Source organism: Geobacillus sp. Y412MC52, from assembly GCF_000174795.2.
Classification (GTDB): Bacteria; Bacillota; Bacilli; order Bacillales; family Anoxybacillaceae; genus Geobacillus; species Geobacillus thermoleovorans.
Window position 1 is genome coordinate 1,648,375 of sequence record NC_014915.1, and the last position, 12,395, is coordinate 1,660,769.

The window sequence follows — 12,395 nt, forward strand, 5'->3', positions numbered from 1 at the left end:
AAAGATATTTTGTTAGTCATTTTCTTTCTTGTTTGGTTGTTTAACGTGTTTGTTGAGAAGGAACAGATTACTGTTACGGCTAATATCATTGCAATAGTTTTGATTTCATTAGTAAGTTTTATAAAGTATTACACTAAAGAAAATTAAGAAGGTTATTGATGTTTTCCTGAATAAGAACATTTTACTATAAGGCTATGGAATAGGATGTTCCAAGATACGTGGCGCCATTTCGCTCGGCCAAGGTAAAGGGGGCGCTCCACGGGATGTGAGGCGAATCGGCCTCCGCGAGCGCCTGTTTTACGATGCGGAACGACGTCCAAGCAAAAGGGCGCCTTTTTGATGGTTGCTTTCGGCGCCAAAGCCTTGCCCGTTCGTCCATCGGCCACTCCAAACAGACGGGACCGTCGCTTTGTGCTTTACGGTCGGGGCCGAGCGGTGAGGCGCTTTTGGAACGCTTCGCGCCAGCTTGCGGATAAGGCCGGATGGCTGGCGATTTGCTTTATAGCGGCGGCATTGTCCCGCTCATGATAGTAAATGTGATTGATATACGCGATGGATAGAGCCCCCGCGCCCCGCTCGACGAGAACGAGCGGGGCGCCTGGAGCGACGACGCCCTCTTTGAGAACGCGAAAGTAAAACCCGCTTTTTCCTGTCTGGCAGACGGCTTTCGGCAAATCGGGCAGCTGATGTTTGAACGCCAATTTGGAGCATGGCTGGCGCGGCTGTGACACTTGTACGAGCGCCGTGCCGGCGGCATAAATGTCGCCAAGACACACATCGTCTTCCGTCAAACCGAGAAGCGTCCAGTTTTCTCCAAACGCCCCCGCCGTAAATGGGCGGCCGTATCGCTCTTCCCAATAGACGAAATGCTCGGACGGATAGGCGCAAATCGCTTTATCTTCTCCTCCGTGATGGACGAGGTCGGCTTGTCCATCTCCAGCCAAGTTTTGTTTGCCGACCGCAACGGGATGAGCGACCGGCGTTTTGTCAATGCCGGTTGTGATCCGCTGGCCGCCGATGTGGAGCGTTTTCGGCTTCCCGACATTAATGGAGAGAATCTGCATCGCGTTCACCCCCATACAGCGTCGGCGATGAGCCGGAAACTCGCGAGTTTATCCTCGAAGTCGTATGTAATCGTCACGAGCATGATTTCCTCTGTTTCATACTTTTCGCTCAGCCGATACAGCTCGTCTTTGACGCGCGCCGGACTGCCGACGATCATCCGCTTCCGATTGTCCGCGATCCGTTTGCGTTCATACGGGCTGTATGGGTATGCGGCTGCTTTTTCCGGACTCGGCGTGCCGTTGACGGCCATCCCTTGTTCGATCATGAGGAGCGTCAAGTCAAGGCTTCCCGCGATCCATTCCGCTTTTTCATCCGTTTCGGCGCAAATCGCAAATACAGCCACGAGTGTACGCGGCTCGTCCAAATGCGGCGATGGGGTAAACCGGTCGCGATACAGTTGCATGTACTCTTGGCCGCCTTCGCCGTTAATAAATTGCGCGAAGGCGTACGGCAATCCTTTTTCCGCCGCCAGCTTCGCTGTTTCCGAACTGGATCCGAGCAGCCAAACGTCCGGAGGCGATTGCACAATCGGAGTCGCCTTGACGCCATAAAGCGGGTGGACGGGCGGAAGCGCATCGTGCAAATACCCAAGCAAGTCATCGATTTGCTCCCGATAGCGGTCCGCTGAACGCGGCCGGCCGTCTTGGAGCGCCATCGTCGCCCGCGGCATGCCGCCAGGCGCGCGGCCGATGCCGAGATCGACGCGGCCGGGGGCTAGACCCGCCAACACGCGGAAATTTTCTGCCACTTTATAGGCGCTGTAGTGCGGCAGCATCACTCCGCCTGAGCCGATGCGAATGCGCGACGTTTTCGCCCCGATGTGTCCAAGCAGCACTTCTGGAGACGAGCCGGCGAGGCTGTTCGCATCGTGATGTTCGGACACCCAAAAACGCTTGTAGCCGAGCTCTTCGACAAACTGGGCGAGCCGGACCGTGTTTTCAAGCGCTTCTTCCGCGGTCATGCCTTCGGCGATGGGCGATTGATCAAGAACGCTGAGCTTTAGCGGCATGATCATTTCTCCTCCCTCTCGAAATGTTGATGTATCAAGGCTTTCTTTTCCTTGCGGTTGAACGCTCTCCCACCTACGCTAACGCGTAGAAGTGGGGGTCTTCTCGGCGCGAGATGATAAAAATGGTTAGTTCTTATTATGGGATGTTTCGTTTCTTGTTGTCCATTGATTTGCTTTTGCCATCCGACGGCAGCCAGCCAAAAAAAACAGTCCGCCGTTTCAGCCGGCGGATGGCGGCAGACGCCGAAAGAGGATGACATTCTACAAGCGGATCGGGTTTTTTGGTTCAGCGGCTTGGCGGTCGATTTTTTGGCTGCGCCCCCGCCCGGAAAAGAACGAGGAAAACAGTTGTTTGACGCTGTCAACGATAAAGGAGCATCGTTCATACAGCGCTTCTTTTAAGCTATCGAGCTGGCGGGTCACTTTGTATTGCGCCGCCTCTTGCGCTTCAAGACGCTCGATGACCGTCTGATGGAAGATATGTTGCAGTTCCAATTGTTCCAAAACTTTTTGATGCAGCTTTTCTTGCCCTTCGAGGCGGACGGACATTCCTTCCACTCGTTGTTCGCGTTCGGCTGCTTGCCGCTCAAGCCGGTGCATCGCTTCACTTTGCACCATCAACGCTTCGATGACCGCTTGGCGCGCTGTTTCTTCTTTTGTAAACTGCTCCTCCCATGCGCGCCGCTGTTCGTGCTCCATCTGCTCGTGAGCGTTGATCGATCGTTCAAGGCGGGCCAGCGTTTCGGCGAGCTCCGCTTGTTCTCGTTGTCCGGCAGCGAGCCATTGCTCGAGCCGGTCGAACGCTGCCGCCCATTGCTTGCTTTGCTCCGCCTGCAGGTTTTGCCCGGCATTCGAGGCATCCATGAAGCGCGAAACGGTTTCAGTTAGTTCGCGATACCGTTCCGTTTGCTCGGTTTGGCTTGCCGCCACCATCCCCTTGAGGCCGTCCAGCGCCTTGACGAGACGCCCGCTATGCTCGGCTTGTTCCGTTTGCCCGGCGGCAAGCGAACGCTCAAGCCGAGTCAAGGCATCGGCGATTTTCTCACGATCATCGGCTTGCTGCTTTCGTCCTTCCTCCACCGCCAGCTTGAGGCGAAGGAACGCCTCGGTCAATTGTTCAAGCAGCTGGGTTTGCTCTTCAATCATTTGTTCCGTTTTTGCGCGTCGGTAATAAAACACCGAATGCGAGGAGGGAGGCGGAGTTGCACCGTACACGCGCGGGGTCATCTGTTTGTTCATGTAAATCAATGGGAAAAGCCTCCTTTCCGTTCGTCTATGTGGCATCATATGCCGCTGCCGCTCGGTCGGTTTGGGCGGTTTATTTGTGGCGTTCCGCTCTCTTTTGGTATAATAGAAAGAGAAAAAATGGAAGAAAGGGTGTTAGGTATGCCAGCTGTCGAATCGAATATGTTTCCGCTTGGCAAACAAGCGCCCCCGTTTGCCCTCACGAATGTCATCGATGGCAACGTCGTTCGTCTTGAGGATGTGAAATCGGACGTAGCGACTGTCATTATGTTCATTTGCAATCATTGCCCGTTTGTCAAGCATGTACAGCACGAGCTTGTTCGCCTAGCAAACGATTATATGCCCAAAGGGGTGTCGTTTGTCGCCATCAACTCCAACGATGCTGAACAATATCCGGAAGATTCGCCCGAAAACATGAAAAAAGTGGCTAAAGAGCTTGGCTACCCGTTCCCATACTTGTATGACGAAACGCAAGAAGTGGCGAAGGCGTACGACGCCGCCTGCACCCCGGATTTTTATATTTTCGACCGTGAGCTGAAATGCGTTTACCGCGGCCAGCTTGATGATTCGCGGCCGAACAACGGCATTCCGGTGACCGGGGAATCGATCCGCGCTGCGCTGGATGCTTTGTTGGAGGGCCGTCCGGTGCCGGAAAAGCAAAAGCCGAGCATCGGCTGCAGCATTAAATGGAAGCCATCCGCGTAAACTGTTGCTTGACTTCTCGTTGTCGAACGGATATGATGAAGAAAGCGTCATTCGTTTGCTGCGGGATCATCGCAAGCCGTGCCGTTGCCGCTCATGGAGCTGGCGCGGCTTTTTCGTTGTCCGCTGTCCGCTTGACAAATTCACACTGGCGCCGCCACGGAGCGGCAAGGATGGATGAGAGGCAGGGCTTCCATTGTTTTTGTTTTCTTCTTCAAGTTTTCATAATATATGTTATGTAAACAAAAGGAGAAAAGTGAGATGGCAAAAAGACGATATCGAGTGTTTGTGTATGGAACGTTGCTGACCGGCGAGGACAACCATTGTGTTGCAGCTCCTTATGTTCGCGCCGTATGCCCAGGGAAGGTGAACGGCCGTTTGTACAGCGTCGGCCCGTACCCTGCGCTTGTGCTCGGAGAAGAAGGGGAAGTGGAAGGGGAATGGTTGACGGTGACGGAGGAAGGGCTCAAAGCGATGGATGAGCTTGAAGACTACGCCGAAGGACGGGACGATAACGAATATGAGCGGATATGGGTCCGCGACGCCCACCAGCCGATCGAAGGGTACGTCTACGTTTACTTGCCGGAAAAAGCCGCCGGCCTGCCGATCATTTCGTCCGGCTCGTGGCGTCGGCGTGAGGAGAAAACGTAACATCAATAGCGGATAGAAAAAGTCGGCCGAGGAGACGATTGTCTCCTCGGCTGGCTTTTTTTGTATAAATATTCGTCTCATTTGAAACCGTTTGCAAAAAAAATTCATTATAAAAATACAGAAAAATTGATAAAAAAGTGTTGCCAAACGGCTTCTCTTTTTCTATAATAAAAGCATGTTAGAAAAATAAACGCACGAATGTGAGGTAATGTAACATGTCAAAACCGTTCGTTTCCTCTACACAAACGGAGTTGTTGGAACAAATCAAAGAGAAGATCAAAGAAAAAAACGTTGAGCTTCTTCATTTGCAGTTTGTCGACATTGAAGGGATCTTAAAGCACGTGACCGTGACGGCTGAACAGCTTGATGATGTTGTCGAAGGGAAAATCATGTTTGATGGTTCGTCGATCAAAGGCTTCTCGCCGATCAACCGTTCCGACTTGTATCTTCTTCCGGATTTGAATACGTTTGCTGTTTTGCCGTGGACGGTCGAGGAAGGCTATGCGGAAGCGCGCTTTCTCTGCTCGGTGACCAATCCGGACGGCACGCTGTTTGAAGGCGACCCGCGCAACGTGCTGAAAAAAACGATCGAGCGGGCGGCGGAAAAAGGATATACGATCTCGGTCGGTCCGGAGCTGGAGTTTTTCCTGTTCAAAGCCGATGAAAACGGCAATCCGACGCTCGAGCTCCATGATGGCGGCGGTTATTTCGAACCGTCTCCGAAAGACTTGGGCGAACGCGTTCGCCTTGAAATTTACCGCGCCTTAAAAGCGATGGGCTTTACGATTGAAGCATCGCACCATGAAGTGGCGGAAGGCCAGCATGAGATCAACTTCAAATATGCCGATGCGCTCGGTGCCGCTGACAATGCGACGACGTACAAATGGGTTGTCAAAACGATTGCCAGCAAGTTCGGTCTCCATGCGACGTTTATGCCAAAACCGGTGTTTGGCATCAACGGTTCAGGTATGCATGTCAACATTTCCCTCTTCAAAGATGGGGAAAATGCGTTCTTTGATCCGAACGATGCGAATCAGTTGTCAGAAACAGCGTACCAATTCATCGCGGGCTTGCTGAAAAACGTAAAACACTTCGCGGCGGTTACGAACCCGCTTGTCAACTCGTACAAACGGCTTGTGCCAGGGTATGAAGCGCCTTGCTACATCGCTTGGTCCGCTTCCAACCGTTCGGCGCTCATCCGCATTCCGGCCAAACGCGGTGTTGCGACGCGCGTTGAGCTCCGTTGCCCGGATCCGTCGGCCAATCCGTATTTGGCGTATGCCATCATCGCTGCCGCTGGCCTTGACGGTGTCGAAAAAGGTTTAACCGCTCCGGCGCCGATTGATGAAGACATCTTCCATATGTCGGAAGAACGACGTGCGGAGCTTGGCATTGACAACTTGCCGGAAAACTTGGGCGAGGCCATCGCTGCGTTCGAAAGCGGAGAAATCGGCCGCGCGACGCTTGGCGAGCACGTATTCAACGAATACGTCGCGATGAAAAAAGACGAATGGAACAGCTACCGCACGGCGGTCCACGCTTGGGAAGTCGAGCGGTATCAAGGGAAGTTCTGATCGAAAGCCAGCATCCAAAAGGTGTCCCGTCGCCATATTCGGGGCGCCTTTTTTCTGCAGGCGGCTGTTTGTCTTTATCGACGGCCGCGCGGCGCCTTCCGTCCGTCGGCCGCCAAGCCGTCGGTGTTCGCAACGTCATCTTGCGAGCGGGGACTAAAATAAATGATAGCATTTTTTATTTTTTTAAAATTCATAGTTGACATCTATGAATAATGAGATTTAAATTATAAGTAACGCGTTCAACCATTGCAAACGGAGGGAAACCAATGAAAAAACTGATCGTTTTTGTGTTTGTAGGATTTATCGCCCAGCTGATTGACGGCTCGCTTGGGATGGCGTATGGCGTCACGTCGTCGACGTTGTTATTGACGTTCGGCATTGCTCCGGCCGTCGCCTCAGCGTCCGTTCATTTGGCGGAAGTGGTGACGACGGCGGCATCTGGCGCTTCCCATTGGAAGTTCGGCAACGTCGACCGCCGCATGGCCTTTAGGCTCATCATTCCCGGGTCGGTCGGCGCGTTTGTCGGAGCATGCTTTTTAAGCAACTTGCCGGGAGATTTGATTAAACCATATGTATCCTTGTTTTTGTTGGCGCTTGGCTTTTACATTATTTATCGATTTTTAGTGTTGAACGGCCGCGCGCCGTCGACGCCCGGAAAACAGTGGTCCAATAAGCAGCTCGTCCCTCTCGGATTGGTGGCTGGCTTCCTTGATGCGACCGGCGGTGGGGGATGGGGGCCGATTGCGACGCCGGTGTTGTTGGCCAATAAAAGCATGGAAGCGCGCAAGGTGGTCGGCACCGTCGATACATCCGAATTTGCCGTCGCGCTGTCGGCGACGCTAGGATTCGTCATTTCGCTTGGTTGGGAGCAAGTGAACTGGTACTGGGTGCTGACGCTCATGGCTGGCGGGATCGTCGCTGCGCCGATCGCCGCTTGGCTTGTGCGCAAACTGCCGTCCCATTTGCTTGGAGTGTTGGTCGGCGGGTTGATTATTTTGACGAACGTCCGCACGCTCCTGCACGCTTGGGAGGCGCCTGCGCCGGTGTATCCGACCGTTTATGGCCTCATCGTCATCGGCTGGGCCGCGGCGGTATGGCTTTCGATCCGAAACGGACGGAAAGGAAAGGCGACTAGCAGGGAGTTGGCGTCGTAAGCATTGGGCGCGCTTGGCAAACGGCGGTGTCTTTCTGTTGGCGGCAGCGTTGGATGCGATCGGGTTGAGCATCAGGGAGCTTGTTCGTGCTGCGGAGGGCAACGGTCGACAGCGCCTGCCCTCAAAAATAGCGCGCGGAGCAGTTGTTGCCCCGTTGACGACAGTTGAAACGAGAAGGCGGCTCTTGCCCTCTGGGCAGGGGCTGCTTTTTTATCAGCCCCTGTAGCGGGAAGCCGGTTTCTATGTTAAAATATTCTGCATCATCAACCAAAGGGGGAGAGGGAACATGGCACAGCCGCTTGATCTCGGCCGCCGCATTTCACTCATCGATTTGTATGATTTGCGCATGCCGCAGCGCACCGGTACATACGTGCTTCACGAAGAGAACTTGGCGATCGTGGAAACAGGGCCAAGCCCGTCGGTGCCGCATTTGCTTGCTGGGTTGAAAGCGCTTCATATTGACCCGGGCGAGATCCGCTATATTATCGTTACCCATATTCATTTGGATCATGCGGGCGGCGCGGGGCTGCTTCTTCAGCATTGCCCGAATGCGATGGTTGTCGTCCATCCGAAAGGGAAGCGGCATTTGGCTGATCCATCGCGCCTCATCGCTGGAGCGAAGGCGGTGTACGGCGCGCAGTTTGAGTCGCTCTTTGATCCGATTCTTCCGGTGCCAGAAGAGCGATTGATCGTGAAAGAGGACGGGGAAACGTTGGAGTTGAGTGCGGAGCGGACGCTTGTGTTTTATGATACGCCGGGGCATGCGAACCATCACGTTTCGATTTATGATTCGTACAGCCGCGGCGTGTTCACCGGCGATACGATCGGCGTTTTTTATCCGCAGCTGCAAGAAGCGGGGCTTACGTTTTGCCTGCCTTCAACATCTCCGAACCAATTTGATCCCGAGGCCATGAAGCAGTCGGCGGCAAGACTTGAGGAGCTGAGACCGGAACGCATTTATTTTGGCCATTTTGGCATGCTGGATGACCCGCAGGAGGCGTTCCGCCAGCTTCGCGTTTGGCTGCCGAAGTTCGTGGCGGCGGGAAAAGAAGCGGTCGACCGTCATCCGGAAGCGCCGGCTGCCGAGCAGGCGAAAATGGCAGCGCACCGGTTGCGCGGCGAAGTGATGGCGTTTCTTGATGATCATGGCGCTCCATCTTCGTCGTCGGCGCATGCGGCGATCGAGCTTGATTTGCAAGTGTGCGCGATGGGGTTGATCGATTATTGGCAGAAACAACAGTGATCATTCGATTGGCCTGGCCGATTCGGCTGGGTTTCTTTTTTTGACGGGAAAGCGAAAATTGGAAAAACGGGAAAAACTGTTTTTGTGTGTGTTCGGTTTTTAGGCGGATCATTTCGTGAAATCGCGGTGTATATGTTAGAGTGGAAATAAGCGATCCTGATTCCTGTTGGAAAGAGCGTCCATGAGCAAGGGGGAACGGAAGAGTGAAACAGAGGCGGTCCGTCATGCATCACATTGGCGTCGGGCTCATCATCGCATCGTTCGTCGTTTGGGTCATTCCGCCCATCGCGCCATTTTTGCCGTTTTCGACTGCGGCCAAAGCGTCGATCGTTGCGGTTGCCATTGTGGCGGCGGAAATCATGTTTTGGCTCGGGGCGCTGTTGGTCGGAAAGGAAGCGGCGGCGAAGCTGAAGAAGTATTGGAATCCGAAACATTGGCGAATAAAACGGCGGTTGTCGGATCAAACCAATGATGGCGAACAATGCCAAGACGGATCACGAGAGATGACAACGATGAAGAAATGAGGTGGTTGCATGCGACGGAGCACAGTTGCGCTTCTCATAGCCGTTGCCGCCCTGTCCGGAGTGCTTTGGCTTGGCGGCCTGGCATTGGCGGTGCAAGACCAGTTTTTTTCGGCCGCCAAGCCGCCGACGAAAGAACAACGGCCGCCGACGGCTGAAACAAGGCAACATGACGAGAAAATGGATATTGTTGCTCTTGGCGATTCGTTGACGAGAGGAACGGGCGATGAAAGCGGAAAAGGGTATGTCGGCTATATGGTCGATGAGCTTCGCCGGCAAACGGACAAACCGATCCGTGTGACGAACTTGGCCATCCGCGGCCTTCGCTCTGACGGACTGCTTCGCCAGCTTGGCCAGCCTGAGATTCAGCGGCAAGTCGCCATGGCGGATCTTATTGTGATGACCATCGGCGGCAACGACTTGTTTCAAGGCGGGGAAGCGTTGAAACTGGATCGAAAGCAGCTGAATGAGGCGAAACGGCGATATGTAGCCAACCTAGACCGCATTTTCGCCGCGCTGCGACGCTTCAACAGCGAAGCGGTCATTTTTGCGATCGGTTTGTACAACCCGTTTGGCGATTTAGACGATGCCAAACGGACGTCGGCCGTTGTGCGCGATTGGAATTTTGCATCAGCGGAAGTGGCGGCCCGCTATCCGAACATCGTCGCGGTGCCGACGTTTGATTTGTTTGCCCTCCATGTCAACGACTATTTGTACAGCGACCATTTTCATCCAAACGCGGCAGGCTACAAGCGGATTGGAGAGCGCGTCGCCTCGCTCATCACGTTGACGAAGGAGGGCGAGCAATGACCAAACAGGTGACGTTAGCGGTCAAAGAGCTGCGGAAAACGATTCGCGGCAAGGAAATTATTAAAGGCATTTCGTTTGAGTTGCATGAGGGGGAAGTATTCGGTTTTTTAGGGCCGAACGGCGCGGGAAAAACAACGACGATCCGCATGCTCGTCGGGCTCATTCGGCCGACGTCGGGGACGGTGGCGATTTGCGGGTATGATCTTCACCGCCAGTTTACCGACGCGATCCGCCAGATCGGCTGCATCGTCGAAAACCCAGAAATGTATCCGTATTTAACAGGCTGGGAAAACCTTGAACATTTCGCCCGCATGATGCCGGGAATTAGTACAGATCGGATCATGGAAGTGGCGAAGCTCGTCGACCTTGAACAGCGCATCCATGACCGAGTGGGCACGTATTCGCTCGGCATGCGGCAGCGGCTCGGCATCGCTCAGGCGCTGCTTGGAAAGCCGAAGGTGCTCATTTTGGACGAGCCGACCAACGGCCTTGACCCGGCCGGCATTCGCGAAATGCGCGCCTTCATCCGCTTTTTGGCGGAAACGGAAGGGTTGAGCGTCCTTGTTTCATCGCATTTGTTAAGTGAAATTCAATTAATGTGCGACCGCGTCGCCATTATGGCGAAAGGGCGGCTCTTGGCCGTGGACACGGTTGAGCGGCTGTTAAACCAACAGGCGCGCGTCGTCTGGAAAGCCGCTCCAACGGATCGGGCGCGGGCGCTGTTAGCGGCGGAAACCGAGGTGCTGCGCGCCGATGAAGAGACGATCGTCACGCCATATGAGCCGTCGAGACTAGCCGCTTGGAACGCCAAGCTTGTCCAAGCCGGCGTCTCGGTTTCGGAAATTGAACCGCGGCTGCCGACGCTCGAGGATTTGTTTATCGAGCTGACAGGGGGCGAAACGATTGAGTAAGCTCGTGTATAATGAAATGTTGAAAATCGTCCGCAAAAAGCGGCTATGGGTGATCGCCGCCATCATTGCGGTGCTCGTCGCCTTGTTTACATACGCCCAATACCGCGAGACGGAAGAGCTGAGAAAACGGCTTGGCACGACCGACTGGCGGACGCAGCTGCAGCAGCAAATCGTCGATTTGCAAAACCGCTTGCAGTCGCCGAGCATGTCTGAGGAATGGCGGAAATACTTGCAAATCCGCCTCAAGCAGCAGCAGTACTACTTAGAGCACAACATTAATCCGTCCGCCCCTGGAGCGCCGACGTTTATGCGGACGTTTATCGAAAACGCCATCGACTTGTTTTTGCCGCTTTTAGTGATGGTGGTTGCGGCCGATTTAGTGTCATCCGAGGCAAGCGCTGGAACGATCAAGCTGCTTCTCGTTCGGCCGGTGAAGAGGTGGAAAATTTTGCTAGGAAAATATATCGCGTTGCTCCTGTCGGTGTCGCTCATTATGCTGATGGCGGCGGTGCTGTCGTATGCCATCTCCGGACTCGTGTTTGGATATGGCGGCTTCCGTCTGCCGCTATTGACCGGATTTGTCCAGCAAGGAGAGGATCTCAATACAGCGAATGTCCACATGATTCCGCAATGGAAATACATTTTGATCGAGCTCGGGCTGGCAGCGTTTGTGAGCGTTGTCGTCGGCACACTGACGTTTATGTTTTCCGTGCTGCTTAGGAGCACGGCGGCGGTGATGGGCATCATGCTGGCAGCATTGATTTCTGGCGCGATTTTGTCGAACATGGTGTCGTCGTGGCATTCGGCAAAATATTTGTTTATGGTCAATTTGCGGCTGACGGATTACATAAAAGGAGCGGCTCCGCCGATTGAGGGGATGACGCTTGGCTTTTCGATGGCCGTGCTGGCTGTCTGGGGGCTTGCAGGGCTTCTTGTCGCTTTTTTTGTCTTTATGCGGCGAGATGTCTATTGAAAACGGCAGAGCGGCGAAAACCCGAGGGGGTGTTCCCTCGGGTTTTTCAGTGAAAGGGGATGAAATGCCTATCTATTCGGCTGCTTGTCGTGAACGCCGGCGAGTCCAAGCGCGTGATGGCCCCGCAGCAACTGCTCCACGGCCGGCCATTGCTGTTCATCGCAACGGATGAGAAGCACGATATCAGCGCCTGTGCGGCTTTGACGGTGCGTGGATTTTCGGTTTACCCACCATTTGAGCAAAATGCCGATTCCGATGCCTGAAACCGCCCCGATAATCCCCCAAATGATCGGACCCCATGCCAACACATAGCCGTAAATCGCCCCTAGCAGCATCAAGCACGTTCCTAAAATCGCCGCCAAGTCAAGGAAGCTGAACCCGTTGGCGTGATGGAGCGTATCAAGCAGGCGCGGCGGTTCGGCAGAGCGGTTGAGCGGGACTGCAAAAATCTGATGTTCAGCAATCCCTTTTTCTTGAAGCGCTGAAATCGCCAGTTCAACGAATAGGTGGCTCTCGAAAGTGGCAATGACAATCATG

The 12,395-nt window shown here is 54.1% G+C and carries 13 protein-coding genes; 9 read left to right on the forward strand and 4 right to left on the reverse strand.

Features of this window, described 5'->3' with window-relative positions; translation table 11 throughout:
• Positions 1-416: 416 nt before the first annotated feature.
• From GYMC52_RS08135 to GYMC52_RS08145, 3 genes are all read right to left on the reverse strand, one after another.
• Positions 417-1,064 carry an MOSC domain-containing protein gene (locus GYMC52_RS08135; RefSeq protein ID WP_013523713.1) on the reverse strand — a complete coding sequence of 216 codons (648 nt, stop codon included), beginning with the start codon at positions 1,062-1,064 and terminating at the stop codon, positions 417-419.
• A gap of 5 nt (positions 1,065-1,069) precedes the next feature.
• Positions 1,070-2,074, reverse strand: a complete 1,005-nt coding sequence (locus GYMC52_RS08140) for an LLM class flavin-dependent oxidoreductase (protein WP_013523714.1) — start codon at positions 2,072-2,074, stop codon at positions 1,070-1,072.
• A gap of 261 nt (positions 2,075-2,335) precedes the next feature.
• A complete protein-coding gene (locus GYMC52_RS08145) occupies positions 2,336-3,322 on the reverse strand; it encodes a hypothetical protein (RefSeq protein ID WP_013523715.1) in 987 nt (328 codons plus the stop codon).
• 138 nt (positions 3,323-3,460) lie between these two features.
• Here GYMC52_RS08145 and GYMC52_RS08150 point away from each other — a divergent pair, with 138 nt between their 5' ends.
• The 9 genes from GYMC52_RS08150 (at position 3,461) to GYMC52_RS08190 (ending at position 11,858) form a co-directional block, all read left to right on the forward strand.
• Positions 3,461-4,024, forward strand: coding sequence for a thioredoxin family protein (locus GYMC52_RS08150; protein WP_013145386.1), 564 nt, complete (start codon positions 3,461-3,463; stop codon positions 4,022-4,024).
• Between the two features lie 258 nt (positions 4,025-4,282).
• Entirely contained in the window at positions 4,283-4,672 is a 390-nt protein-coding gene (locus GYMC52_RS08155) for a gamma-glutamylcyclotransferase family protein (protein WP_013145385.1), read from the forward strand.
• A gap of 215 nt (positions 4,673-4,887) precedes the next feature.
• The gene (gene glnA, locus GYMC52_RS08160; RefSeq protein WP_013523716.1) at positions 4,888-6,246 is read left to right on the forward strand and encodes a type I glutamate--ammonia ligase; all 1,359 of its coding nucleotides are present in this window, start codon (positions 4,888-4,890) and stop codon (positions 6,244-6,246) included.
• Between the two features lie 266 nt (positions 6,247-6,512).
• Positions 6,513-7,400, forward strand: a complete 888-nt coding sequence (locus tag GYMC52_RS08165) for a sulfite exporter TauE/SafE family protein (RefSeq protein WP_013145383.1) — start codon at positions 6,513-6,515, stop codon at positions 7,398-7,400.
• A gap of 286 nt (positions 7,401-7,686) precedes the next feature.
• Positions 7,687-8,643, forward strand: coding sequence for an MBL fold metallo-hydrolase (locus GYMC52_RS08170; protein WP_013523717.1), 957 nt, complete (start codon positions 7,687-7,689; stop codon positions 8,641-8,643).
• A gap of 224 nt (positions 8,644-8,867) precedes the next feature.
• Complete coding sequence (locus tag GYMC52_RS08175) at positions 8,868-9,167, forward strand: transporter suffix domain-containing protein (protein WP_013523718.1); 300 nt, start codon at positions 8,868-8,870, stop codon at positions 9,165-9,167.
• A gap of 9 nt (positions 9,168-9,176) precedes the next feature.
• Positions 9,177-9,974: an SGNH/GDSL hydrolase family protein gene (locus GYMC52_RS08180; protein WP_013523719.1), complete on the forward strand. Its 798-nt coding sequence runs from the start codon at positions 9,177-9,179 to the stop codon at positions 9,972-9,974.
• Positions 9,971-10,885 (forward strand): ABC transporter ATP-binding protein, encoded by a 915-nt coding sequence (locus GYMC52_RS08185; RefSeq protein ID WP_013523720.1) that lies wholly within the window; start codon positions 9,971-9,973, stop codon positions 10,883-10,885. Before GYMC52_RS08180 ends, GYMC52_RS08185 begins: the two co-directional genes overlap by 4 nt.
• Complete coding sequence (locus GYMC52_RS08190) at positions 10,878-11,858, forward strand: ABC transporter permease (RefSeq protein WP_013145379.1); 981 nt, start codon at positions 10,878-10,880, stop codon at positions 11,856-11,858. Before GYMC52_RS08185 ends, GYMC52_RS08190 begins: the two co-directional genes overlap by 8 nt.
• A 68-nt stretch (positions 11,859-11,926) precedes the next feature.
• Here GYMC52_RS08190 and GYMC52_RS08195 read toward each other — a convergent pair whose 3' ends face one another.
• Positions 11,927-12,394: a hypothetical protein gene (locus GYMC52_RS08195; RefSeq protein ID WP_021321939.1), complete on the reverse strand. Its 468-nt coding sequence runs from the start codon at positions 12,392-12,394 to the stop codon at positions 11,927-11,929.
• Position 12,395 lies beyond the last annotated feature (1 nt).